General features: G+C 58.7%; 31 protein-coding genes and 1 tRNA gene. 20 read left to right on the plus strand and 12 right to left on the minus strand.

The features are described from left to right. Positions 1-2 precede the first annotated feature (2 nt). The 4 genes from QQG91_RS12420 to QQG91_RS12435 form a co-directional block, all read right to left on the minus strand. On the minus strand, positions 3-560 hold the full coding sequence (locus QQG91_RS12420; protein WP_285770541.1) for a F0F1 ATP synthase subunit B': 558 nt from the start codon (positions 558-560) through the stop codon (positions 3-5). Positions 561-642: 82 nt separating this feature from the next. Further along, positions 643-879, minus strand: a complete 237-nt coding sequence (locus QQG91_RS12425) for a F0F1 ATP synthase subunit C (RefSeq protein ID WP_285770542.1) — start codon at positions 877-879, stop codon at positions 643-645. Positions 880-924: 45 nt separating this feature from the next. Then, entirely contained in the window at positions 925-1,695 is a 771-nt protein-coding gene (locus QQG91_RS12430; protein ID WP_285770543.1) for a F0F1 ATP synthase subunit A, read from the minus strand. Next, positions 1,682-2,020, minus strand: coding sequence for an AtpZ/AtpI family protein (locus QQG91_RS12435; protein WP_285770544.1), 339 nt, complete (start codon positions 2,018-2,020; stop codon positions 1,682-1,684). The genes QQG91_RS12430 and QQG91_RS12435 overlap by 14 nt, the downstream gene beginning before the upstream one ends. 231 nt (positions 2,021-2,251) lie before the next feature. On the opposite strand from QQG91_RS12435, the gene QQG91_RS12440 reads away from it, so the two are divergent. Then, positions 2,252-2,584: an ArsR/SmtB family transcription factor gene (locus tag QQG91_RS12440; RefSeq protein WP_285770545.1), complete on the plus strand. Its 333-nt coding sequence runs from the start codon at positions 2,252-2,254 to the stop codon at positions 2,582-2,584. On the opposite strand, the gene QQG91_RS12445 is transcribed toward QQG91_RS12440, so the two are convergent. Then, on the minus strand, positions 2,581-3,456 hold the full coding sequence (locus tag QQG91_RS12445; protein WP_285770546.1) for a LysR family transcriptional regulator: 876 nt from the start codon (positions 3,454-3,456) through the stop codon (positions 2,581-2,583). The genes QQG91_RS12440 and QQG91_RS12445 overlap by 4 nt on opposite strands. Before the next feature lie 268 nt (positions 3,457-3,724). Between QQG91_RS12445 and ffh the strand changes: the two genes are divergently transcribed. The 9 genes from ffh to trmD all read left to right on the plus strand — a co-directional run bounded on the left by ffh (position 3,725) and on the right by trmD (position 9,333). After that, positions 3,725-5,236 (plus strand): signal recognition particle protein, encoded by a 1,512-nt coding sequence (gene ffh, locus QQG91_RS12450; protein ID WP_285770547.1) that lies wholly within the window; start codon positions 3,725-3,727, stop codon positions 5,234-5,236. Positions 5,237-5,239: 3 nt separating this feature from the next. Further along, positions 5,240-5,755: a GNAT family N-acetyltransferase gene (locus QQG91_RS12455; protein WP_285770548.1), complete on the plus strand. Its 516-nt coding sequence runs from the start codon at positions 5,240-5,242 to the stop codon at positions 5,753-5,755. Further along, complete coding sequence (locus tag QQG91_RS12460) at positions 5,752-6,321, plus strand: GNAT family N-acetyltransferase (protein WP_285770549.1); 570 nt, start codon at positions 5,752-5,754, stop codon at positions 6,319-6,321. The genes QQG91_RS12455 and QQG91_RS12460 overlap by 4 nt, the downstream gene beginning before the upstream one ends. A 9-nt stretch (positions 6,322-6,330) precedes the next feature. Next, complete coding sequence (locus tag QQG91_RS12465) at positions 6,331-6,627, plus strand: chorismate mutase (RefSeq protein ID WP_285770550.1); 297 nt, start codon at positions 6,331-6,333, stop codon at positions 6,625-6,627. Between the two features lie 48 nt (positions 6,628-6,675). Further along, complete coding sequence (gene rpsP / locus QQG91_RS12470; RefSeq protein ID WP_285770551.1) at positions 6,676-7,026, plus strand: 30S ribosomal protein S16; 351 nt, start codon at positions 6,676-6,678, stop codon at positions 7,024-7,026. 61 nt (positions 7,027-7,087) lie between these two features. Further along, positions 7,088-7,231 (plus strand): hypothetical protein, encoded by a 144-nt coding sequence (locus QQG91_RS12475; protein WP_285770552.1) that lies wholly within the window; start codon positions 7,088-7,090, stop codon positions 7,229-7,231. Then, positions 7,228-7,755, plus strand: a complete 528-nt coding sequence (gene rimM, locus QQG91_RS12480; RefSeq protein WP_285770553.1) for a ribosome maturation factor RimM — start codon at positions 7,228-7,230, stop codon at positions 7,753-7,755. The genes QQG91_RS12475 and rimM overlap by 4 nt, the downstream gene beginning before the upstream one ends. Then, positions 7,748-8,500 carry a hypothetical protein gene (locus tag QQG91_RS12485; RefSeq protein ID WP_285770554.1) on the plus strand — a complete coding sequence of 251 codons (753 nt, stop codon included), beginning with the start codon at positions 7,748-7,750 and terminating at the stop codon, positions 8,498-8,500. Before rimM ends, QQG91_RS12485 begins: the two co-directional genes overlap by 8 nt. 35 nt (positions 8,501-8,535) lie before the next feature. Beyond that, positions 8,536-9,333 (plus strand): tRNA (guanosine(37)-N1)-methyltransferase TrmD, encoded by a 798-nt coding sequence (gene trmD, locus QQG91_RS12490; RefSeq protein ID WP_285770555.1) that lies wholly within the window; start codon positions 8,536-8,538, stop codon positions 9,331-9,333. Here the strand turns inward: trmD and QQG91_RS12495 are convergent. Further along, positions 9,330-9,878, minus strand: a complete 549-nt coding sequence (locus QQG91_RS12495) for a thermonuclease family protein (RefSeq protein ID WP_285770556.1) — start codon at positions 9,876-9,878, stop codon at positions 9,330-9,332. The two genes, trmD and QQG91_RS12495, sit on opposite strands and share 4 nt — an antisense overlap. Before the next feature lie 351 nt (positions 9,879-10,229). Between QQG91_RS12495 and rplS the strand changes: the two genes are divergently transcribed. Continuing rightward, positions 10,230-10,604: a 50S ribosomal protein L19 gene (gene rplS / locus QQG91_RS12500; protein WP_285770557.1), complete on the plus strand. Its 375-nt coding sequence runs from the start codon at positions 10,230-10,232 to the stop codon at positions 10,602-10,604. 12 nt (positions 10,605-10,616) lie between these two features. Next, a complete protein-coding gene (rpmE, locus tag QQG91_RS12505; RefSeq protein ID WP_285770558.1) occupies positions 10,617-10,838 on the plus strand; it encodes a 50S ribosomal protein L31 in 222 nt (73 codons plus the stop codon). Between the two features lie 104 nt (positions 10,839-10,942). Here the strand turns inward: rpmE and QQG91_RS12510 are convergent, their stop codons facing one another. Continuing rightward, complete coding sequence (locus QQG91_RS12510) at positions 10,943-12,247, minus strand: DEAD/DEAH box helicase (RefSeq protein ID WP_285770559.1); 1,305 nt, start codon at positions 12,245-12,247, stop codon at positions 10,943-10,945. A gap of 346 nt (positions 12,248-12,593) precedes the next feature. Between QQG91_RS12510 and QQG91_RS12515 the strand changes: the two genes are divergently transcribed. The 5 genes from QQG91_RS12515 (at position 12,594) to QQG91_RS12535 (ending at position 17,101) form a co-directional block, all read left to right on the plus strand. Beyond that, on the plus strand, positions 12,594-13,403 hold the full coding sequence (locus QQG91_RS12515) for a division plane positioning ATPase MipZ (RefSeq protein ID WP_285770560.1): 810 nt from the start codon (positions 12,594-12,596) through the stop codon (positions 13,401-13,403). Positions 13,404-13,528: 125 nt separating this feature from the next. Next, entirely contained in the window at positions 13,529-14,263 is a 735-nt protein-coding gene (locus QQG91_RS12520; RefSeq protein ID WP_285770561.1) for a glycosyltransferase family 2 protein, read from the plus strand. A 1-nt stretch (position 14,264) separates the two neighbouring features. Beyond that, entirely contained in the window at positions 14,265-14,573 is a 309-nt protein-coding gene (locus QQG91_RS12525) for a lipid-A-disaccharide synthase N-terminal domain-containing protein (protein WP_285770562.1), read from the plus strand. Continuing rightward, the gene (locus tag QQG91_RS12530) at positions 14,570-16,177 is read left to right on the plus strand and encodes an ArnT family glycosyltransferase (protein WP_285770563.1); all 1,608 of its coding nucleotides are present in this window, start codon (positions 14,570-14,572) and stop codon (positions 16,175-16,177) included. The genes QQG91_RS12525 and QQG91_RS12530 overlap by 4 nt, the downstream gene beginning before the upstream one ends. A gap of 99 nt (positions 16,178-16,276) precedes the next feature. Continuing rightward, positions 16,277-17,101 carry a bifunctional allantoicase/(S)-ureidoglycine aminohydrolase gene (locus QQG91_RS12535; protein ID WP_285770564.1) on the plus strand — a complete coding sequence of 275 codons (825 nt, stop codon included), beginning with the start codon at positions 16,277-16,279 and terminating at the stop codon, positions 17,099-17,101. On the opposite strand, the gene QQG91_RS12540 is transcribed toward QQG91_RS12535, so the two are convergent. Further along, positions 17,091-17,576, minus strand: a complete 486-nt coding sequence (locus QQG91_RS12540; RefSeq protein ID WP_285770565.1) for an ureidoglycolate lyase — start codon at positions 17,574-17,576, stop codon at positions 17,091-17,093. The genes QQG91_RS12535 and QQG91_RS12540 overlap by 11 nt on opposite strands. Further along, on the minus strand, positions 17,573-18,982 hold the full coding sequence (gene puuE, locus QQG91_RS12545) for an allantoinase PuuE (RefSeq protein WP_285770566.1): 1,410 nt from the start codon (positions 18,980-18,982) through the stop codon (positions 17,573-17,575). The genes QQG91_RS12540 and puuE overlap by 4 nt, the downstream gene beginning before the upstream one ends. Positions 18,983-19,124: 142 nt before the next feature. Here puuE and uraH point away from each other — a divergent pair, with 142 nt between their 5' ends. After that, positions 19,125-19,478 (plus strand): hydroxyisourate hydrolase, encoded by a 354-nt coding sequence (gene uraH / locus QQG91_RS12550; RefSeq protein WP_285770567.1) that lies wholly within the window; start codon positions 19,125-19,127, stop codon positions 19,476-19,478. On the opposite strand, the gene QQG91_RS12555 is transcribed toward uraH, so the two are convergent. After that, positions 19,463-20,395 carry a LysR family transcriptional regulator gene (locus QQG91_RS12555; protein WP_285770568.1) on the minus strand — a complete coding sequence of 311 codons (933 nt, stop codon included), beginning with the start codon at positions 20,393-20,395 and terminating at the stop codon, positions 19,463-19,465. The genes uraH and QQG91_RS12555 overlap by 16 nt on opposite strands. A gap of 95 nt (positions 20,396-20,490) precedes the next feature. On the opposite strand from QQG91_RS12555, the gene QQG91_RS12560 reads away from it, so the two are divergent. After that, on the plus strand, positions 20,491-21,729 hold the full coding sequence (locus tag QQG91_RS12560; RefSeq protein ID WP_285770569.1) for a urate hydroxylase PuuD: 1,239 nt from the start codon (positions 20,491-20,493) through the stop codon (positions 21,727-21,729). Between the two features lie 33 nt (positions 21,730-21,762). Here the strand turns inward: QQG91_RS12560 and QQG91_RS12565 are convergent. Further along, positions 21,763-21,839 (minus strand) — tRNA-Met (locus QQG91_RS12565). An 89-nt stretch (positions 21,840-21,928) separates the two neighbouring features. Continuing rightward, entirely contained in the window at positions 21,929-22,864 is a 936-nt protein-coding gene (gene hemC, locus QQG91_RS12570) for a hydroxymethylbilane synthase (RefSeq protein ID WP_285770570.1), read from the minus strand. Between the two features lie 153 nt (positions 22,865-23,017). Between hemC and hemE the strand changes: the two genes are divergently transcribed. Continuing rightward, a complete protein-coding gene (gene hemE, locus QQG91_RS12575) occupies positions 23,018-24,055 on the plus strand; it encodes a uroporphyrinogen decarboxylase (RefSeq protein WP_285770571.1) in 1,038 nt (345 codons plus the stop codon). Positions 24,056-24,099 lie beyond the last annotated feature (44 nt).

The following is a 24,099-nucleotide window of genomic DNA, read 5'->3' on the forward strand; positions in this document are numbered from 1 at the left end:
CGTTACCCCTTCATACGCGCGGTGACAGCGGCGGTGACGGTCTTGGCATCGGCCTTGCCGCCAAATGCAGCCACGATCTCTTTCGTGGTGTCTTTGGCAACTTCGGTAACGCTCTTGATCGCACCTTCGCGGATTTCGTTGATCGCAGCGGTGCTCTCGGCGAGCTTGGCAGCGATTTTCTCGTCAGCCTTGGCAAGCTCGGCGTCGAGCTCGGACTGGATCTCGGCCTTGGCGGCGTCAACGATCCGGCTGGCTTCTGCGCGTGCGTCTGCAAGTGCCTTTTCATAGGCAGCTTCGGCCTCGTGGGCCTTTTGCTTCAGCTCTTCGGCAGCAGCGATATCATTAGTGATCGTCCCTGCACGTTCTGCAAGCACCGAGCCGATACGCGGCAGGGCGATGCGCGACAGGACGAAGTAGATCACGACGAGCGTGACTACGAGCCAGAAAATCTGGTTGGAAAAGGTCGATGGATCAAGTTGCGGCATTGCTGCGCCCGAGGCTTCTGCCCCGTGTGCAACGGCATCCGCGCCGTGTTCGACCACTGTGGTTTCGTTCGCCATCTCGTCTCTCCGTCGGACCCTTGGGTAGTCATCGGGGGCGCGGATTATTCCGCGCGCCCCGACCGTAAGGATGCGTCAGTGATTAGACTGCGAACATCAGCAGAAGCGCTACGAGGAACGAGAAGATCCCGAGAGCTTCAGCAAAAGCGAGGCCGATGAAGAGAGTTGCGGTCTGAGAAGCAGCAGCCGACGGGTTACGCAGAGCGCCTGCGAGGTAGTTGGCAGCAACGTTACCTACACCGATAGCTGCGAGGCCCGAACCGATTGCGCCGAGGCCAGCACCGATGAATTGACCGAGTTGTGCGATATCGCCTTCCATGATTTTCTCCTTACGATGGAATTGCGGTGAAAAAGTATTCAGACCTTAGTGTGCAGGGTGCAGAGCATCTTTCAGATAGATGCAGGTCAGAATGGTGAAAACGTAAGCCTGGATAGCGGCCACGAGAACTTCGAGCCCGTAGACTGCCGAGATAGCCAGCACCGAGATGGGCGACACAGCGGCAATAGCAGCAAAGCCGGCAAACACTTTGATCATCGCGTGACCTGCGGTGATGTTACCTGCAAGACGGATGGAGTGGCTGACGGGACGGACGAAATACGAGATGACTTCGATGATCGCGATGATCGGGCGAAGCGCAAGCGGAGCGTCGCTCAGCCAGAACATACCGAGGAAACCGATACCGTTCTTCACAAAGCCGATCAGGGTCACGACGATGAACACACCAAAGCCGAGAACGGCGGTGGTCGCGATGTGCGAGGTCGGCGAGAACGACATCGGCAACAGGCCGAGGAAGTTCGAGAAGAAGATGAAGAGGAAGATCGTCATGATGTAAGGGAAATACTTGACCCCGTCATGACCGGTTACGTCTTCGACCATCTTGTAGATGAAACCATAGAACAGCTCGCCCACAGACTGCGAACGGCTCGGGACGATGGCACGGCCACGCGAACCGACGACGAACAAAAGAACAATCGAAAGAGCTGCAAGCGCGAGCCAAAGGGTCGCGTTGGTAATGGTGTACCAGTGCACCGGACCTTCACCGAAAAGCGGCTTTACGATGAATTGGTCAAGTGGGTGGAATACCAGGCCGGTGCCTTCGCCATGTGCTTCGGTTGCCACGTCAGTCGTCCCCATGTTTACCGGCGTCATTTGCCAGCAGTTTCTTCTGTAGCTCCTGAGCCGAGCCGATCACGGTTCTGACACCTGCGGCAAAGCCCAAGAAAATGAATATCACCAGAAATATCGGCATGGTCCCAAATGCGTAGTCCAAACCGTATCCAATGACGAAACCGATCAAAAGACCGGCTACCAACTCTGTAACCATCCGCCACGCGTGCTGCGCTTGGGAGTAGTCTTTCTTCATGTGGTTTTCGGTCGGGGCCGCCTGTTTAGCTCTTGCGAGACGCTCTTCGAACGCTTTCATGCGTTCCGTTTCGCTGAGTTTTTCAGGGTCGGACACTGCCGCTTTCCCTCCATGAAGGTTGGGGATTAGCTACGATCCGAAGGGCCATGAGTCAAGCAGCTGTTTCTCTCCTGATTTTCGGACCTAATACTATGAAATAAAACGCATTTAGTGGAAACTGCGATTCAACCGATCTGCGGCAAAACAGCCTTTCGGGGTTCGACAGGGTCCTATTCTCTTATTCAACCGATTGGTTGACGTTTCCGAAAAGGAAGGCTTAATCGGAACATGTCCTCGAAACTCGATACGGTCTTTGCCGCCCTTGCCGATCCGACCCGAAGAAGCATCCTCACGATGCTTCTGGAGGATGATATGGCCGTCACCGATGTGGCGGAACCGTTCGAGATGTCGCTTGCGGCAATCTCCAAGCACCTTGGGGTCCTCACCAGCGCAGGCCTGATCACGCAAGAAAAACGCGGTCGGGTTAAGTGGTGCAAACTGGAGCCCAACGCTCTCAAGGAAGCATCCGTATGGATGCAGGGTTTCGGGATGATGGAAGGGCTGGACCTTGATGCCTTCGAGCGGTTTCTGGACGCCGAGCTTTCGGTCGAAGAAGACTAGGCCCAGTCCTTGGCACTCTCCTTGAGAAACTTCAAAAGCGCCTGAACCTTCGGGGTGCGATGAAGATCGACATGCGTAACGAGCCAAAGCTCGCTGTGCCATTCGGGTCTTGGCCCCATAATCTCGACGAGTTCGGGCAGACGCGCGACTTCGCAGGATGGGCAGAAACCGATCCCTGCGCCCGCGCGCACGGCATCGAGCATCGTCGCTTCTTCGGCGGTTCTGAAGGTGAAACGATCGGGCGTGACACGCTCGGACAACCACCGCGCAAAGGGCGCGCGCGTTTCAAGGCTGTCCCGAAAGACGAAAGAATGCGCCTGCAGATCACTTTCGGTCTCGGGGATACCGTTTTGCTCGACATAGTCTTTGCTGGCCACCATGCTCATGGGAAGGATCATGAACGGTTGCACGACGTTGTCGGGCTGATCGGGCGCGGTGCCCGCCCGGATCGCGACATGTGCCTCGCCGTATTCAAGCCGGAAGAGCCGCTCGCCCGTCAAGAACCGGATCGTCACATTGGGATTGGCCCGCTGAAAAGCGCTCAGCACAGGTGTGATGAGCGGCGAGAGCGCGGAAAGCGATGTAACGACAAGCTCTCCCGTGACACTGTCGCCGCGTCCTTTGATACGGCCCACCAATTGATTGAACTGGTCTTCGGTCGCCTGAGCGATCTTGAGAAGGTCCTGACCTGCCTCTGTCGGGTTATACCCCCGCGCATGGCGCTGGAACAATTTGACCCCGAGCCGCGCTTCGAGCGCGTCGATATGGCGGATCACAGTCGCATGGTGCACCCCGAGGATTTCGGCGGCCCCGCTCACCGTGCCCAAACGGGCAACTTGATAGGCCGTGCGAACTTCGTCCCAATTCTCCATTGCGTGTCCCAGCGTGTTGGATCAAATGTGGCACCAAACTCCCTTTTTTCGAAGAAGAGAGCAAGGACCCCCGAGATGCACAAGGGGTTGACTCTTGCCCCCGACCCACTTAATTCGCGCACGATATCCGGAAGCATTGATCTTCCGGTCCTCGCCTATATGCGGGGATCGCCGTCCACCAGCGTGTTACGCCCGTGGGCGCGATTGTGTTTTGAGCGGTCGGTTCCTAGGTATCGGCTATAGGTGTTGGTCAAGGAGGGCCGAAGGCATGTTTGAAAATCTATCCGAACGCCTTTCTGGTGTATTCGACAAGCTCACCAAGCAAGGTGCGCTGAGCGAAGACGACGTCAAGACCGCCCTTCGTGAAGTGCGTGTCGCGCTGCTCGAGGCCGATGTCTCGCTCCCCGTCGCACGCGATTTCGTCAAAGCGGTTCAGGAAAAGTCCACAGGCCAAGCCGTCACCAAGTCGATCACGCCCGGCCAGCAAGTCGTCAAGATCGTGCATGACGAGCTTGTTGCGGTTCTGACAGGTGCCGAAGATCCGGGTGCGTTGAAGATCGACAACCCGCCTGCTCCGATTCTCATGGTCGGTCTTCAGGGTTCGGGTAAAACCACCACGACCGCCAAGCTCGCCAAGCGTCTGAAAGAGCGCGAAGGCAAGCGCGTTCTCATGGCTTCGCTCGACGTCAACCGTCCTGCCGCTATGGAACAGCTCCAGATCCTCGGCGCCCAGATCGGTGTCGACACGCTCCCCATCGTAAAAGGCGAAGACCCCGTCGCCATCGCAAAGCGCGCCAAGACCCAAGCAAGCCTTGGCGGCTATGACGTTTACATGCTCGACACTGCGGGTCGCCTTCACATCGACGAAGAGTTGATCAAACAGGCGGCCGACGTCCGCGACGTTGTCAACCCGCGCGAAACGCTCCTTGTCGTTGACGGTCTGACGGGTCAGGACGCGGTGAACGTGGCAACCGAATTCGACGCCAAGATCGGCGTTTCGGGCGTTGTCCTTACCCGTATGGACGGTGACGGGCGTGGCGGTGCTGCCCTTTCGATGCGGGCGATCACGGGCAAACCCATCCGTTTCGTCGGTCTGGGCGAAAAGATGGACGCGATCGAGACCTTCGAGCCCGAGCGCATCGCAAGCCGCATTCTCGGCATGGGCGACATCGTCGCTCTGGTCGAAAAGGCCCAAGCCACCATCGAGGCCGAACAGGCCGAGCGCATGATCAAGCGGTTCCAGAAGGGCCGCTTCAACATGAACGATCTCAAGATGCAGCTCGAGCAGATGCTCAAGATGGGCGGCATGGAGAGCCTCATGGGCATGATGCCCGGCATGGCGAAAATGTCCAAGCAAGTGCAGGACGCAGGCTTCAACGACCAGATGCTTCGCCGCCAGATCGCCCTTATCAATTCGATGACCAAGATCGAGCGCGCCAACCCCGACCTGATGCAGGCCAGCCGCAAGAAGCGTGTTGCCAAAGGCGCAGGCCTTGAAGTGTCGGAACTGAACAAGCTGCTCAAGCAGCAAAAGCAGATGGCCGACGTCATGAAGAAGATGGGTAAAATGGGCAAAGGCGGCGCGCTCAAACAAGCCGTGAAACAGATGTTCGGCAAAGGCGGCATGCCCGAGGGGATGCCCGACATGAGCGATCCCAAAGCCATGGAAGCCGCCGCCAAAGCGCTCGGCGGCCAATTCCCCGGCGGCAAGCTCCCCGGCCTTGGCGGTCTCGGTGGTTTGCCTGGTGGTCTTTCGGGTCTGATGGGAAAGAAAAAGTAACCGATGCTCACCTCTCTCGAAACCGAGCGCCTCATCCTGCGCAAGCCGAACGTTTCGGACGTTGATGCCGCCGTGGCATTCTTTACGTCCGAACGTGCCGCTGGTGTGGGTGGCCCCCTGACCAAGGGTCAGGCGTGGCGTGCGCTCGCAGGAGAGATCGGACACTGGGACATGCGCGGCTATGGCATGTGGACCGTCACCCGCAAAGGCGACGACACCGCCCTCGCGATGATCGGACCGTGGTTCCCGAACGATTGGCCCGAGACCGAGATCGGCTGGATGGTCTGGGACCCTAGCGTTGAAGGCACGGGCATTGCCACCGAAGCCGCACGCGCCGCCATCGACGATGCCTTCTCCCGTCTGGGCTGGGACACCGCCGTTTCCTATGTCGGCGTCGGCAACACCCGTTCGGCCCGCCTTGCCGAAAAACTCGGCGCGGTTCTGGACAAAGACGCAAAGCAACCCGAAGGCAAAGACGTTTGGGTCTATCGCCATCCGAAACCGGAGTATCTGAAATGAGCCGAGCTTGGGAATCCGCACCCGAAGGTCAAGCCGCCGTGGCGACCGACCGTATCCGTGGCTCGCTCCCGCGGATCGTTCTGGAGCGCGTGACGCTTCGTGCCCCGCGCATCACGGATTTCGAGGACTATGCCAAGATCGTCTGCACCGAGCGCGGTAAATACGTCGATGGCCCGATGAGCCGCGACCAAGCGTGGCTCGACTTCAACCAGCTTATTGCGGGCTGGGTCCTTCGCGGCGCAGGTCTTTGGACCGTGGAGCGTAACGAAGACCTCGAAACGCTCGGCTTCGTGATGTTGGACCATGAATTCGGCGATCCCGAACCCGAGGTCGGCTTTCTCTTTCTCGAAGAGTTCGAAGGTCAGGGCTATGCGTTCGAGGCCACACGTTCGGCCCGCAACAACGCCTTCAATGCCCTGAGCTGGCCCACTCTGGTTAGCTATATCCACCCCGAGAACACCCGCGCGATCCGTCTAGCTGAAAAGCTTGGTGCCGTGCTTGACGAAACTGCTGGTCACGATGGCTGTCTGGCCTATCGCTACCCGCGCGAACTCCCCAACGCCTGAGAGGACATGATGACTGACGCCGTTACCCGCGCCGCACAATTGCTCAAAGGCCACCGCGAGAGCATCGACCGACTGGACGCCATTTTGGTGTTCACTCTGGCCGAGCGTTTCAAGCACACCCAAGCCGTCGGCCGTCTCAAGGCCGAACACGAATTGCCGCCGTCCGATCCGATCCGCGAAGAAGCCCAGATCGCACGGCTCACCGATCTTGCAACCCAGGCCGACCTCGACCCTGAGTTTGCTAAGAAATTCCTGAATTTCATCATTCAGGAAGTCATCAAACACCACGAACAACACCAATCGTAAGGACAGGCCCAGCCCGTCCGCACCCTGCCATCCAAAGGAGAAACTCAAATGGCTATGAAAATCCGTCTCGCCCGTGGCGGCTCCAAAAAGCGCCCCTTCTACTCGATCGTTGCTGCTGACTCGCGCATGCCGCGCGATGGTCGCTTCATCGAGAAGCTCGGCACCTACAACCCGCTCATCGCAAAAGACAGCGAAGACCGCGTAAAGTTCGACGCAGAGCGCGTTCAGTTCTGGCTCGGCAAAGGCGCTCAGCCGACCGACCGCGTTGCACGCTTCCTCGAAGCTGCTGGTCTTGTTGCAAAAACCACCCGCAACAACCCCAACAAAGCCGTTCCGGGCAAAGCCGCTCAGGATCGCGCCGCTGCCAAGGCTGCAAAAGCTGCTGAAAGCGCTGAATAATATTGCGCCGGTTGTCCGGATGATTACCATCCGGACAACCACCCCCAAGCGAGGCTTTCACATGATCTGGCTGTTTCGCAAACTCCTCATTCCCATTGCCGCATTCGGATGCGGAATGTGGTATCAACACGGACTGGCCACACAGGCCTGCCTTGACGCCCAAGGCATCTGGTCCGCAGGCGTTTGCCAAGGAGCAAGACCATGACCGCAAACTCCCCCACGGATCGCGTTGTCGTAGGCGCGTTTGGCGGCGCGTTCGGCGTTCATGGCGAAACCCGTCTCAAATCATTCTGTGCCGATCCTCTGGCGATCGCGGACTATGCCCCGCTTTACACCGAAGATGGCCGCAGCTTTCCAACGATCGTTCTTACGGGTCAGACGGGCAATGCTCTTGTCGCACGCGTGCATGGTGTCGTCACAAAAGAAGACGCCGATGCGCTCAAGGGGCAAAACCTCTTTGCCGACCGTGACCGCCTTCCGTCGCTGCCTGATGACGAGTTCTATCATGCCGACCTGATCGGCCTTGAGGTCTTTGACGCGGGCGGGGCTCTTCTCGGCACCGTCAAAGCCGTGCAGAACCACGGCGCAACAGACCTGCTCGAGATTTACAAGGCGGGGTATAAATCCACTGTGCTCTTGCCCTTTACCCTGCAGATCGTGCCGACCGTGGACCTGACGGCGGGCCGCATCATCGCAGATCCGCCCGAGGGTCTTTTCCCTGATGCCTGATCGCGCGGAGATCGTTCTCCATATCGGTTTTCATGAAACCGGGCACAGCGCCGTTCAACGTTTTGTTTACAAGAACGCGGATAAATTCCCGCAATCGCGGTTCCTCTTTGCCGATGCGCTCGGAGATGTGCCGCGTTTCGCGCGCGACTATGCCAAGACCCGCAACCCCATCGCGCTCGGGGATTTGATCGAGACGCTGCAAGCCGCCCTACCCAATGACGGGAGCTTTATCCTCAGCGCCGAGGACCTTTCGGGCGCGGTTCCGGGAACGCCTCAGGTGCGGGACTACGCCGCGCTGCTGTCTCTTCTGCCGACCTATATCGAGCTGTTGACCGAGCTTTACCCAAGCGCCCATCTGCGCGTTCTGATGACCGAGCGCCAAGCCGAGGACTGGCTCTTTGCGGTCTATCGCAGCCTGCTTGTCCAATATCGGATCCGCCTGACCTTTGCCGAGTTCCAAGCCGCCCATTTCGACGCAAGCCAACACGCCGAGATTACGGGCGTTCTGGCCGATCTCATCCATCCTGTGCCGTTCGCACGAATCGAGTTCGACACGCTGAACGATCACCCCCTCGGGATTGGCGGTGGCCTGCTCGAAGCGCTTGGCTTCGACGTGGACGGCTGCGCGCCGGTGCCCCAAGAAGAGCCGCCCGCAATGGTCTGGCACGAATGCCTCCGTCTCAACCGAAGCACGCTCTCCAATCCCGAGGTGCGCAGCGCCAAAGAGGCGCTCGTCAAAGCCTAGTTCCCCTGCCCGCTCGTATGCCCTAAGAGGCTCTCATGACCGATACCGAGAACACACCCAAATCCTATGGCCGCAAGGCGATGAGCGTCTCGCTCAAGCCGCGCGAATTGATGACCGAAGACCCGCTCCTTGCCCGCGCTTGGACGGCCCAGATCATCACGCTCGTCCCCCAAGCCTTTCCCGGCATTCTGGGCGAAAGCCTCACGGGCAAGGCGCTTCGTGACGGGGTGTGGCAACTCAAGACCATCGACCTTCGGACCCATGGCGTCGGCAAGCACAAGAACGTGGACGACACGCCCGCAGGCGGCGGCGCGGGGATGGTGCTGCGGCCCGACGTGCTCGACAGCGCGATTCAGGAAGCGGGGCGGACGGCCCGCGGGAACATGCCCCTCATCTACCTCAGCCCGCGCGGCAAAAGGTTCGACCAAGCCATGGCGCGCGAATGGGCGGGCTATAACGGCGTCACGCTCCTATGTGGCCGTTTCGAAGGCGTGGATCAGCGGGTGCTCGACGCCTATCGCATCGAAGAGGTCTCGCTCGGGGATTTCGTGATGACAGGCGGCGAGATCGCGGCCATGGCCATGCTCGACGCGACCGTCCGTCTTCTTCCGGGTGTCTTGGGCAACGCCGAGAGCATCGAGGAAGAGAGCCATTCAAGCGGACTTCTCGAACACCCCCAATACACCCGCCCCGCAGACTGGCGCGGCCTTCCCATCCCCGAGGTCCTCATGTCGGGCCACCACGCCAACATCGAGAAATGGCGCAAGGAGCAGGCAGAGGCGATCACGAAGGAGCGACGGCCTGATATGTGGGAGAGGTATTGGGGGATTTAAGAATCCATCCGCAACTTTCCACGCTGCCGCGCTTCGCAGCGCCATAGCTTCTTGCGAACATCCGCGGGCTCAAATTTGCGATAGATGCCTCCAGAAAACTTCGGCCAATCGAGCGCCAAGCCCAACTTGACCATCTCCTCTGAAAGATCTCTTCCATCAGGAAGGTAGCACTTGGCAACAATTCGTTCGTATGTTCGATCTTCGGTAAGCACTGCCTTGATTTTCTGGCCCTTGCAAAGCTGCAGCAGCTTACTTTTTGCTAGTTTGCCGTAAGGATGCTCCAATTCGGGAGCATCAATTCCGAACAATCGAATGGGTTGTATTCCAATACGGATGGTATCGCCGTCAACAACGTAACAATTGCCTTCAAGAACCGAAAAAGACTCCTCAACGTCCAAGACGGTGGCTTCTATCCTCGTAGAGCCGGCTTGAACTGTGACTACGTTTGTTCTGATCGCCACTTTCTCGATAAGGGGCATCTCTTCAGGGGATTCGGTTGCCTCAACTGATCTAAAAAATAACTTCTTCAAAAAGCGGATAATCATGCTGTTTCCCGGTGAATAAGCCTCAATCAATAAACTAACAGCCGTTCAAAACACAATCAAAAGTTGCTTTCTGGCTTGGTCGCGCTTATTCAAATGCCCTTGCCCCCCGCCCCCCAATCCCCTATACGCGGCCCGTCTAGGGGATCTTTGATTCCACTAGACCCTTTGGCTATGGGCTGCGTGCTTCTTTCTTCGGGGGCGCTTGGGCGGGCTGGGGGTTTCAAAGCAAAGCCGATCCGATCTCTGGCGGGCGCTGCGCTGCAAAGCGTGCGAACCTCGGAAGAAGACCAAGAGCTCTGGGATGGCGTCAAACTTTGCGGGACCACCGCAAGCAAGATAGGAGATGATCAGATGAACCTGATCGCACAGCTCGAGGCAGAACAAATCGCCTCGCTCGGGAAGACCATTCCCGATTTCAAGGCCGGCGACACCATCCGCGTTGGCTACAAAGTGACCGAAGGCACCCGCTCGCGCGTACAGATGTACGAAGGCGTTTGCATCAGCCGCAAGAACGGCAAGGGCATTGCCGGTTCGTTCACTGTTCGCAAGATTTCCTTTGGCGAAGGCGTTGAGCGCGTATTCCCGCTCTACTCGACCAACATCGACTCGATCGAAGTTGTCCGTCGCGGCCGCGTCCGTCGTTCCAAGCTCTACTACCTGCGCGCACGTCGCGGTAAGTCGGCACGTATTGCCGAGCAGAGCAACTACAAATCGCTCGAAGCGTAAGGAGCCGGTTAGATGAGAAAAGACATCCACCCCGACTATCACTTCATCGACGTCAAGATGGTCGATGGCACCGTCGTCAAGATGAAGTCCACCTGGGGCAAAGAAGGCGACCAGATGTCGCTCGACATCGACCCCTCCGTGCACCCTGCATGGACCGGCGGTTCGTCGCGTCTTCTCGACACCGGTGGCCGCGTGTCGAAGTTCAAGAACAAATACGCAGGTCTCGGCTTCTAAGCCCCGCCCGAATGTATACGAGAAACGCCGCTCCTTTCGGGGCGGCGTTTTTCTTTGCGCATTCAAGATATGAAAAGGGCCGCCCGATGGGGCGGCCCTTTGGATTATGCGGCGCTGCGCTTGCCTTGGCCTTGCGGCTTGCGGCGGCGTTGTCCGGTGTTGTTCCCGCTCGGACGGGCATTCTGGTTCGAATTGCCGCCGCCGCTCTTGGGCTTGTTGCCCCCGAAACGACGCGGACCGCCGCGACCGCCCGAAGGCTTTTTCGCGGGCACCTCGGAGCTTTCCCAACGACGGCCAGAGGCCACCGGGATCTCCTGACGGATGGTCTTTTCGATATCGATGAGTTCGCCCATCTCATCGGGCGCGCAAAGTGCGATCGCCTGGCCGTCTTTGCCCGCACGCGCGGTGCGACCGATGCGGTGGACATATTGATCGGGCACGTTCGGCAGCTCGTAGTTATAGACATAACGCACGTCGGGGATATCGAGACCACGCGCAGCAACGTCGGTGGCCACAAGCACGCGCACTGTGCCCGCTTTGAAATCCTTGATCGCGCGGTCGCGCTGACCCTGGCTCTTGTTGCCGTGGATCGAAGCGACGGCAAAGCCCTTTTGCTCGAGCTGGCGCGAGAGCTTCTCCATCCCGTGCTTGGTCCGACCGAAGACAAGCGCAAGCTCGTCACGGTGCGTATCGAGCAAATCGACAAGGAGGTCGGTCTTGGCGGCCTTGGAGACATAGTGGATCGATTGCTCGATCTTGTCTGCGGTCTGGCCCGGAGGGTTCACCTGAACGCGCACGGGGTTGTTGAGATAGCTTGCCGCAATTTCCGCCATCTGCTTGGGCATCGTCGCCGAGAACAGCATCGTCTGGCGCTCTTTGGGGAGCATTTCGGCGATGCGGCGCAGTGCATGGATAAAGCCGAGATCAAGCATCTGGTCGGCTTCGTCGAGCACGAGGAACTGCGTATGCGCAAGGGTCACAGCACGACGATCGATGAGATCGAGAAGACGGCCGGGCGTTGCAACCAGAATGCTGGTGCCGCGCTCGAGCTTTTTGGCCTGACCGACGATGCCTGCACCACCGACGACCAGAACGGTCTTGATGTGGGTGCCTTCGGAGAACGCATAAAGGCTCTCCGAGATCTGCTTGGCCAGCTCGCGGGTCGGCGCGAGGATCAGGGCGCGGGCGCTCTTGGGGATCGATTTTTCGCTGACTTTCATCAGCGCGTCGAGCATCGGAAGACCGAATGCCGCGGTTTTACCTGTGCCCGTTTGGGCAAGACCCATAACGTCGCGGCCGTTCATCGCGTGCGGGATCGCCTGCGATTGGATCGGAGTGGGTTCGGTAATGCCGAGATCGGCAAGTTTATTGATAAGGCGGGGCGCAAGGCCCAGCATGTCGAAGTCCATAATAATCCTGTTCCGCGCATGCCAAAGGGCAAACGCATGTAGGCCCCGCATCATGCGGAGCGCTGCAAAGGTTGCGACTGAAACTCGCAAAGAGCCGTATTGCCCTCTTGCCGGTCAGACGCGGCCCCTTGCGTGAAAGTGGGAACCTGTTCGACCTGTCTTGCGCCTGACCTTCTTTGGGTCGCGCTCTGCTCACGCGGCAGGAGACAACGGTCGAGCGTGCACATGAAGGCAAAGCGTTCACGAGTCAAGTGTTTCATGAAAATGATTGCTGCAGCGCGGCACTTCTTCCATCGGGTCGACACTCGCCCTATAGTGCGCCCAACAAACTAAAATGGGGATGCACGTGGCGCATATTATTGTCGTCGGGAACGAAAAAGGCGGGGCGGGTAAATCCACCGTATCCATGCATGTCGCAACAGCGCTGGCCCGCATGGGGCACAAGATCGGCTGTCTGGATCTCGACCTTCGTCAAAAGACGATGGGGCGGTATGTTCTGAACCGCCAAACCTATATGCAGCAAGAAGGGCTCGACCTTCCGACCCCGACGTATCACGAACTCCCCGAGGTCGATCCTGCGACGCTTAGCGAGGGCGAGAACATTCTCGATCACCGCCTCTCTGCGGCCGTTGCGATGCTCGAACCCGACTGCGACTTTATCCTGATCGATTGCCCCGGTTCGCACACCCGCCTCAGCCAGGTTGCCCACTCGCTGGCCGATACGCTCATCACGCCCCTGAACGACAGCTTTGTCGACTTTGATCTTCTGGCACATACCGATACCCAAGGCGAAACCATCACCAAACCGAGCGTCTACGCCGAGATGGTCTGGAACGCGCGTCAGCTGCGCGCTCAAGCCGGACTTGCTCCGATCGACTGGATCGTCGTGCGCAACCGTCTTGGCGCCCAGAACATGGTGAACAAGCAAAAGATGGAAAGTGCTCTCGAAAAGCTGTCCAAGCGGATCGGCTTCCGTACGGCACCCGGCTTTAACGAGCGCGTCATCTTCCGCGAGCTTTTCCCCCGCGGCCTCACCCTTCTTGATCTCAAGGATATCGGTATCTCGCAGCTCAACATTTCGAATGTTGCTGCACGACAAGAGCTGCGTGACCTGATCAAGGCGCTGAACCTGCCCGGGGTCACTCCCGACTTCTGAGCAGGTTTCCGCACTGCACGCGAGGGAAACGCGCCGCGCCTCCCTGCTTTCGTTGACATCACGGGCCGCGCCGACTAGCTAGCGCTCAGGACAAAACCGTCCCCGCGCGACAGAGGCTCGGCCCGATGAAATCCGTTTCCGTGATCATCCCCGTCAAAAACGAAGCTGGCAACATCAGCCCCCTGATCGACGAGATCCTCGCCGCTGCGGAGCATTTTCCGCTCTGCGAAATCATCGTGGTCAACGACGGCTCGACGGATGACACCGCAAGGATTGTTTCGGAACGCACTGCAACCGATCCCCGTATCAAGCTTGTGACCCATACCCGAAGCGGCGGTCAAAGCGCTGCGGTCCACTCGGGGGTTCTTGTTGCCACGGGCGAAATTTGCGCGACGCTGGATGGTGACGGACAGAACCCGCCAAGCGAACTCCCCAAGCTTGTCGCCCCGCTTCTTGGCGCACAAACTGGTCGCCTCGGGCTTATGGCAGGACAGCGCGTCAAGCGACAAGACACCCTGTCGAAACGCCTCGCTTCGAAATTCGCAAACGGTATCCGTTCCCGCGTTCTCAGGGACGGCACCCGCGACACGGGATGCGGGCTCAAGGCCTTTCGGCGCGACGCTTTTCTCATGCTGCCGTTCTTCAACCACATGCACCGGTATCTTCCCGCCCTTTTCACCAAGGACGGATGGGAGGTCGGGCACGTAAATGTCTCGCACCGCGAGCGGGGCTCGGGGACATCGAAATACAACAACCTTCAGCGCGGTTTGGTCGGCATTTACGACCTCATCGGTGTGTCCTGGATGATCCGTCGTCGCAAGACCGTGAACCGCCCCGCTGACCTACTTTGCCGGGACTGACATGGATCACGCACTTTTCGCATTTCTCAACGTCGACAGTTGGGCAGAGTTCACTTGGGTCATCGTCGGCCTCTTGGGCCAATTGTCCTTTTCGGCGCGCTTCATCGTGCAGTGGATCGCCTCGGAACGGGCGGGCCGCTCGACCGTGCCGACCGCGTTCTGGTATTTCTCGATCGGGGGCGGTCTGATTTTGCTGTCCTATGCCATCTATCGCGCCGACCCTGTTTTCATCCTCGGGCAATCGATGGGGCTATTCATCTATCTGCGTAACCTCTGGCTGATCCGCAAAGAAAAAGCCACGAACGCATGAAAGCCCTCGGCCTCATCTGGGGCTTTGCGCTCCGCTACCCGCTCGCTTTCGCAGCCCTGTTGATCGCGATCCAATGCATCTTTGCTTTGGACAACCGCTTTTTCTGGTTCTCGGACGAGGTGCGTTATGCAGAGGCCTATTCGAACCTTGCGCAAGATGGGCACTGGATCGTTCTACGCCTGAACGGTGTCGCCTATCCCGACAAGCCCCCGCTCTATTTCCTGCTCCTCGCCGCTTTGGACCTGATCCCGGGTGTTGATCTCCCCGAAGTGATGCTTCTCGGCTCTGCTGTGTCGGGTTGGCTCTTGCTTGCGGGCCTGCGCAGCCTCGGCCGCGCAATGGGGTTCAGCGAGAAAGCCCGCGCGCTTGCCGTGCTGGTGATGCTCTCGCTCTTCAGCTTTGCGATGCTGCTCCATTATGTGCGCATGGATCTTTTGTTCATCGCACTGACGCTTTGGTCCCTTGCTGCACTGTATTCGCATTATCTCTCGGACAAATCCCCTCGCCTTGCCTATCTCGGTTTTGGCTTGGCTGGACTTGCGGTGCTGACCAAAGGTCCGCTCGGTGTGATCTTCCCGCTGGCCGCCATCGTCGTGCTCGCCATTCTGCGTGGTAAAGCCCGAGCACTTGTCAGCACCACCACGCTCAAAGGGTTCGCTGTTGCGCTTGGCGTTGTCGCGCTTTGGCTGGTCGGGATTATCGGCAAAGAGGGTGTCGACTTCTTGATGAATGACATCATCGGCAAACAGGTCGTTGCGCGGGCCACCGATACGTTCCACCACAAGGAACCGGTCAGTTATTACTTCAAAATCCTGCCCATCGCTTTGCTCCCGTGGCTCGGTTATTTGGCAGCGATGAACCGCGAAACGTTTGCAGCGGTTCCGCAGAGGATTGCAGAGGCCCGTTCGAACGGCTCCCCAAAAATCGAGGCGGCGCTCGTCGCTTTGATCATCTTTGCAATCCTGTCCTCGCTTGATGGAAAGGTCGGGGTTTATATCCTTCCCGTATTGGCGCTCCTTGCCCTTGTGCTGGCACACTCCATCGAAAAACGATCGAGCTCACGCGGATTTATCGGCGTGAGCCTTTGCCTTGCAGTCCTCGCCTTGGGCGTCGGCACTCTTGCCTTTCAATCGGCAGGCCCGCTGCTGTGGCTGATGGCCCCGATTGCCGCGCTTCTGCTTGCGTTGCTCGCGGGTCTCGTCTGGCACGACCGCGACGAAAGCGGCGAACATACAACAACCCTCATTGCGCTTGGCATGACGGTTTGGAGCGCCTTTGCAGGTGCTTTTTTGCTGCCCCAACTCAACGAGCGGCTCTCGCCCCAACCCTATGCAGCGGTCCTCGCCGACTATGCCGCTCAGGGTTTCGTCCCGATTGCCTACAAGACATATCCGGGGATTTTCTCCTACTACGCAGGTCTCGACGTCGAACAGGTCGAGGATGAAGAGACGTTCAGTGCTCTAGACGCGGCAAACCGGATCGTCGTCGCAACACGACTGGCCGACTGGGAGACACTCGATCTTGCGGGCTTCGAAATCCTGCACCAAGGCGAGATTGACGGCGGTGGCGGCGTTTATCTCGTTGCAGTCGAGCAATCGCAATAGATTATCAAAATTCTCCATAAGAACCTTTCGCCTGAATGCGCTTGGGGTGGAGTGAAAACAGCACGATATTCAAACGATACCGAGACTTCGAGGTTCGCAATGAACAACAAGCGTTACTATGCCCCAAGCGGTGGGCACCCCCCTCAGACCGAGCTTCTCACAGGTCGGGCGGTCTTTACCGAAGCCTATGCCGTTATCCCCAAAGACACGATGCGCGACATCGTCACGAGCTTTTTGCCTTTTTGGGACAAGACGCGCCTTTGGGTGATCGCACGCCCGCTCAGCGGCTTTGCCGAGACGTTTTCCCACTACATCATGGAAGTCGCCGATGGTGGAGGGAGCACACGCCCCGAGACCGACCCGACAGCCCAAGCTGTGCTCTTTGTGGTCGAAGGCGCCTTTGATCTGACGCTGAACGGCAAAAAGCACCCCATGCGCGAAGGCAGCTATGCTTATATCCCGATGGGGTCTGATTGGGCTGTGTCCAACACCAGCGGCGCAAACGCCAAATTCCATTGGGTCCGCAAGGCCTATGTCGCGGTCGAAGGGATCGACCACCCGAATGCCTTTGTGACCCACGAAGACGATGTTCCGCTCAGCACGATGCCGGGAACAGACGGGAAATGGGCGACACAGCGCTTTGCCTCACCCGATGACCTGCGCCACGATATGCACGTCAACATCGTCACCTTTGAACCGGGTGCCGTGATCCCCTTTGCCGAAACCCATGTGATGGAGCACGGGCTCTACGTGCTCGAAGGCAAAGCGGTTTATCGGCTCAACCAGGATTGGGTCGAGGTTGAGGCAGGCGATTACATGTGGCTGCGCGCCTTCTGCCCCCAAGCCTGTTATGCAGGTGGACCGGGCCGCTTCCGCTACCTTCTTTACAAGGACGTCAATCGGCACATGCCGCTTAAACTGTGATCGAATAGGGGGTGTCGAACCAAAACTCCTCAAGGTTCGCACCCTCGCCGATCCGGTCCACGACCGCAAACCGACCCGGAGCATGCAGCGGCGTCAGAACCCCGTGCCATGTATTGCGGTGATAGTTTACACCCTGCCCCGACAAAGCAAGAAACGCCTTGGGCTCGGCGGGTCTTCCGCCTGCGTCCTCCGCAACGATCACCAGAAAGGGATGCTCGGTCATCGGCAAAAATGCCTGACTGCCCTCGGGGTGCCGCTCCATCATATCAAGCGCAAGCGGGATATCGCGCGGCTCGGCATCAAAGAGACTGATCCCCGCGCGTCCATCCGAAAAATCGAGTTTGGCCAGATCGTGATAGCGGCCGCATAGCCCCTGATTGATGATCTTGGTCGGCGCGCCCGTCACCTCGAGCACGTCACCGAAGGGCGCAAACGCGTCTGCGGTCAAGGGAACGGCCTTGATCGTGCTGCTCATTTGAAGAGATCCTTGAGACGATGATAGGCGATGCGCTCGACCTGACGGCAGGCTTCGACGAATTCCTCGTCACGCGTGTTGTTCAAGCGGTTCTCGAAGGCCGTGCGGATGCTGGCCTTGGTGTTGTCACGTACCGCGATAATAAACGGGAAGCCGAATTTCTCGACATAGGCCGCATTCATCGACGTAAAGGCCTCACGCTCCTCATCGGTAAGCATATCGAGCCCCGCCGACGCCTGTTCAGAGGTGGATTCAGGCGTAAGGCGCTTGGCCTGTGCCAGCTTGCCTGCCAAATCGGGGTGCGCCGTCAACACGCCGAGCCGTTCCGTTGCAGAAGCACTCCTGAACATACGGGCAAGAGCATTATGGATGCCTTCGACGCAGTCATGCGCAGGGCCAAGCTCGAGGTCGAAAGCCCGCTCTGCAATCCATGCGGAATGCTCGAATATCGCGCCAAAGGTTTTAACAAAGGTGTCGCGGTCCATCTGCGAAGGACGAAGTTGCGGCACGGGCGGATGGGTGCGAACCCAATGCTCGGCGATCTGCTCGCGGGTCGCGAACCAGACACCCTCCTTAGTCTTGGCATAGTCGATAAACCGGCGAAGCGCGGCCACCCGCCCCGGACGCCCGACAAGCCGGCAATGAAGCCCGATGTTGAGCATCTTGGGGGAGCCTTCCACGCCTTCTTCGTAGAGCTCGTCGAACGCGTCGCAAAGATAAGAGAAGAACTGGTCGCCCGAATTGAACCCCTGCGGCGTGGCAAAGCGCATGTCGTTCGTGTCGAGCGTATAGGGAAGGATCAACTGATCACGCCCGTCGAACGTCATGTAATAGGGAAGATCGTCGGCATAGGTATCGGAGACATAGGCAAAACCACCCTCTTCCGCGACGAGCCTTACCGTGTTGTCCGAACAGCGGCCCGTATACCATCCCTTGGGACGCTCGCCGACGACTTCGGTGTGGAGCCGCACGGCCTCTGCAATGGCCGCGCGCTCGACCTCTTCGGGCATATCCTTGTGCTCGACCCATTTGAGACCATGGCTGGCGATCTCCCAGCCCGCCTCTTTCATCGCCGCAACCTGCTCGGGAGAGCGGGCAAGAGCGGTGGCAACACCATAGACCGTAATGGGAAGATCTTTGAGCAACCGATAAAGACGCCAAAAGCCGGAACGCGCACCGTATTCATAGATCGACTCCATGTTCCAATGTCGCTGGTTCGGCCATTGGGCCGCGCCGACGATTTCCGAAAGAAACGCCTCGGACGCCGCATCACCATGAAGAATGCAGTTTTCGCCGCCTTCTTCATAGTTCAGCACGATCTGGAGCGCGATTTTCGCTCCATTCGGCCATTTCGCATCGGGGGGAGTGGGGCCATAGCCCCGAAGGTCACGTAGATAGCGCTGCAATTGTGTATCTCCTGTTGATCCGATGATATTCCAGATCAATTCCGATGTTTTTCAAAAAATCCAGACAACTGTGTCAAAGCAGTTCCTCTTTACGGGGCACTATATGTTACGACATTGATTGAGAAAAAGCGGAGTGACCAATATGAGCGGCTTTCTGACTACCCACGTTCTCGATACGGCGCGCGGTTGCCCTGCAAAGGGGCTGAAAATCGAACTTTTTAGGCTGTCTGGAAACGGGCGCCATCTGCTCAAAACGCTCGTCACCAATGACGATGGACGCACGGACGAACAAATCCTTCCCGCGTCAGAGTTCGAAATCGGGGAATACGAGCTTGTTTTTCATGCTGGCGCCTATCTCGACGCTTCGGGCACGCCACCCGAAAGCCCGCGCTTCCTCGATATCGTGCCGATCCGTTTCGGAATGTCCGAAGCGGCGCATTACCACGTTCCGCTCCTCCTTTCGCCCTTTGGCTACTCGACCTATCGCGGCAGCTGAGCCTGTTTTTCGGCCGAGCGCACCTGTTCGGCAATCTTGACCGCCATGAACTCGAGGAACAATCGCGTCTTGGGGTCCTGAAACCGTCGATGGGTAAAAAGACAGGCCATCTGGATCGGGACAGGAGGCGTCTTGGTCGCAACGGGAACAAGCGCCCCCGAAACAAGATGCTGCGCCACTTCGAAAACAGGCTTGAGCACGATGCCCCGCCCCGCGAGGGCCCAATCTGTCAGCACATCGCCGTCGTCACTCTCTAATCGACCCGAGACGCGGAACCTCTGCGGTCCCTCTGGCGTCTCGAGTTTCCACTGGAACTCTGGCGCACCGGGAAACCGGAGGTTCAGACACTCGTGTCTTTCCTCGACAAGAGCGGTTCCGTCCTCTGGCATCCCGCGTCTTTCGATATACGAGGGCGCGGCACATAGAACCCGCCGGCAATCGGAAATATTGCGGATGCGCAGATTGCTGTCCTCGGGCTGACCAAGGAAAAACGCGAGATCAAGCCCCTCGGTCGTGAGATCCACGCGCCGATCCGAAAGACGGAGCCTTATACATACCTCTGGGTAGGATTCTATGAATTCAGCAACATAGGGCGCAAGAAGCCGTCGCCCCACGCCAAGCGGGGCCGCCACATAGAGCGTGCCCCTAAGGTTATCGGTCATCTCGACGACTTCGGCCTCGGCGTCTTCAACCGCCTCGAGAACCGACTTCGCCCCACGGTAAAACGCACGCCCCTGCTCGGTCGGGGTAAGGTTCCGCGTCGTGCGCTGAAACAGTCGCACCCCCAGATGACTTTCAAGCTGCGAAATCCGCGAAGACGTGACTGCAGGCGAAATCCGAAGATCGCGCCCTGCGGCAGACATGCTCCCGAGTTCGTAGACGCGGACAAAAGTTCGGATATTCTCAAGATAAGACATCGTTCGGCATTTTTTGATACAGTTTGGTAATTTCAAGGAATACCGAATAAATACCGATCTGAATAGTCTGGGCAGGACTAACGCGGGAGACAAAAATGACAGACGCAATAATCCTTTGGGAATGGATCGGCTTTGCGGTGCGGTGGCTTCATGTCATCACGGCAATGGCTTGGATCGGCTCTTCGTTTTACTTTATCGCGCTTGATCTCGGGCTTCGCAAAGCGCCGGACCTCCCCCCTGGCGCGCATGGCGAAGAATGGCAGGTCCACGGCGGCGGCTTCTATCACATCCGCAAATTCCTCGTGGCGCCCGAGCGCATGCCCGAGCACCTCACATGGTTCAAATGGGAAAGCTACACCACTTGGCTGAGCGGTGCCGCACTCCTCATGGTGGTCTATTGGGCAGGGGCCGAGCTTTATCTCATCGACGCGACCAAGGCCGATCTTGCCGTCTGGCAAGGGATCGCGATCTCGGCGGGATCACTGACCATCGGCTGGCTGGTCTATGACGCGCTCTGCAAATCACCGCTCGGGGAGCGCCCCACACTCCTGATGGTGCTGCTCTTCGGAATGCTCGTGGCCATGTCCTATGGCTACAACCAGATTTTCACGGGTCGTGCGGCGCTTCTGCATCTCGGTGCCTTTACCGCAACGATCATGACGGCAAACGTGTTCTTCATCATCATGCCGAACCAGAGGATCGTGGTCGGCGACCTCAAGGCGGGACGTGTTCCCGATGCGAAATACGGCAAGATCGCCAAGCTGCGTTCGACCCACAACAACTATCTCACGCTGCCTGTCGTCTTCCTGATGCTCTCGAACCACTATCCTCTCGCTTTTGCGACCGAATACAGCTGGATCATCGCCTCGCTCGTATTCCTGATGGGCGTGACCATCCGCCACTACTTCAACACCCGTCACGCAGGCAAAGGAAACCCGACGTGGACGTGGCTTATCACGGCCGTGATCTTTGTGATCATCGCGTGGCTTTCGACCCGCCCTGCGTTCGAGGGCTACGACACCGCGATGGAGCGCCCCCTCACCGCCTATGAACAGCTTTTCGCAAGCGCCGAGGGCTTCGAGGATGCCCAAGACATCGTGCTGGGCCGCTGCTCCATGTGCCACGCGCGCGAACCTGTCTGGGACGGAATCCACCGCGCCCCCAAGGGTGTCCTGCTCGAGACGCCCTCCGACATCGCGCGCAACGCCCAAGCGATCTATGTGCAGGCGGGGATCACCCACGCCATGCCGCCCGCAAATATCACGATGGTAGAAGCCGAGCACCGCGCGGCCCTCATTCGCTGGTATCGCGCCGCAACGCAAAAAGCCCTCTGAAGAGAGGGCTTTGCGCAACACTACGAGGAGTGATGGTGGCGGTGCAGGGACTCGAACCCCGGACACAAGGATTATGATTCCTCTGCTCTAACCAACTGAGCTACACCGCCGAAGTGCGGGCGAAATACGAAGCCACGCGGACGGCGTCAAGGGCAAAAAACACATTCCACGGCAAATGTTTTTCGGCCCCTTCAATCCCTTAGAAAAAGTTGGGTCCCGACAGCTCCAGAAGCTTGGCGGCCATCTCGCGGCCCAGCGCTGCACCGTCCTCGATGGCGGCGGTTGCATCGTCGGCCACGGACTCGGAGCCATCGGTTCGCAAAATCTCGCCGCGCAGACGAATCGTCCCACCATCCAGCTCGGCCAAGCCGCCAATCGGCGTCTCGCACGACCCGTCGAGTGCAGCAAGGAACGCCCGTTCTGCCGCAAGACGAAGGCCCGTCTCGTGGTGATGGATTGCCGCGAGCATCTCGGCACAGCGGCTATCATCGGCGCGCCGCTCGATCCCGATGGCACCTTGAGCGACCGCAGGAAGCATCTCGTCCACTTCGATCGCCGTGCGCGGCACATCCGACATGCCCAAACGGTTGAGACCCGCCATGGCAAGGAAGGTCGCTTCGGCCACACCGTCGTTCAGCTTTTTCAGACGCGTTTGAACGTTGCCACGGAACTCGACAATCTGAAGGTCGGGACGACGATTCAAAAGCTGTGCTTTGCGGCGTAGGCTCGAGGTGCCGACCGTCGCGCCCTCGCGCAAATCGGCAAGTTTGGACCCGTCGAGCGCCACAAAGGCATCGCGCACATCTTCGCGCGGAAGATAGGTGTCGAGCAAAAGCCCCTCGGGCTGAAGCACGGGCATGTCCTTCATGGAATGCACCGCAATATCGATATCACCGCAAAGCATCGCTTCTTCGATCTCGCGCGTGAAAAGCCCCTTGCCGCCGATTTCCTTGAGCGGACGATCCAGAACGCGGTCGCCCGTGGTCTTGATCACCACAATCGTAAAGGCCTCATGCGGCAGGTCAAAAGCAGCAGCCAAGCGGTCACGCGTTTCATTCGCCTGCGCAAGCGCAAGTGGCGAGCCACGGGTTCCGATTTTCAGCGGTTCGGCGGGAGTGGGCAGAATGAGTGTCATGAGCGCTTTCTAGTGCGCAAATTCAGCCAAAGGAAAGGGTTTTCATCAACCAGCAAGACCCCCGCGAATATTCGCCGCGCCCTCGGCTCGTTGAGGAATGCTTGACAAGCGGCGCTGCACTTGGGACGACCCTCTCCAGAACAAGGAGCAATCATGGCCCAGACGAAAACCATCCTCCGCGCGCTTGCCGGTGAAACCCTTCCGACCCCTCCGATCTGGATGATGCGTCAGGCTGGACGCTATCTTCCCGAATACCGCGCCACCCGCGCCGAGGCGGGCGACTTCCTTTCGCTGTGCTATAACTCGGATCTTGCCGCAGAGGTCACGCTCCAACCGATCCGCCGATATGGCTTTGATGCGGCAATCCTCTTTGCGGACATCCTTCTTCTCCCGCAGGCACTCGGCGCTGACCTGTGGTTCGTGACAGGCGAAGGCCCGCGTCTTTCGACCACAACCACGCCCGAGGGTCTCAGAGCGCTCAAGCCGGCGGATGCGATCCACGAGCACCTTGCGCCTGTCTATGAAACCGTGCGCATCCTCTCGCGCGAACTGCCTTCCGAAACGACGCTGATCGGCTTTGCCGGTGCGCCTTGGACGGTTGCGACCTATATGATCGCAGGCCAAGGCACCCCCGACCAAGGCCCTGCGCACGCGCTCAAAGCCGCCGACCGTGCAACGTTCCAAGGGATCATCGACCTTCTGACCGAAAGCACGATCCTCTACCTTTCGGAGCAGATCAAAGCCGGCGCCGAAGTCGTCAAAATCTTCGACAGCTGGGCAGGAAGCCTTGAAGGTCAGGACTTTATCGACTTTGCCGTTAAACCCGCCGCCCGCATCACCAAAGCGCTCAAGGACATTCACCCCGATGTTCCCGTGATCGCATTCCCGCGCGGCGCAGGCGAGCGTTATGCGGGCCTCCACGCTGCAATCGGTGCGGACTGTATCGCGCTCGATGATGGCGTCACGCCCGAGTGGGCCGCCGCCCATGTTCAAACGGGTGGCTGCGTTCAGGGCAACCTCGCCAGCAGCCACATGGTCACAGGCGGCGAAACGCTGGTTCAGGAAACCCGCCGTGTCGTCGATGCCTTCTCAAAGGGTCCGCATATTTTCAACCTCGGTCACGGGATCACCCCCGATGCCAACCCCGAAAACGTGCAGCTCATGATCGATACGATCAGAAACGGAAAATAAGTCGGAACCAAACCCGCCCAGCTGCGTTGTCCCTTTATTGGGAA

The organism is Marivivens sp. LCG002 (assembly GCF_030264275.1).
Classification (GTDB): domain Bacteria; phylum Pseudomonadota; class Alphaproteobacteria; order Rhodobacterales; family Rhodobacteraceae; genus Marivivens.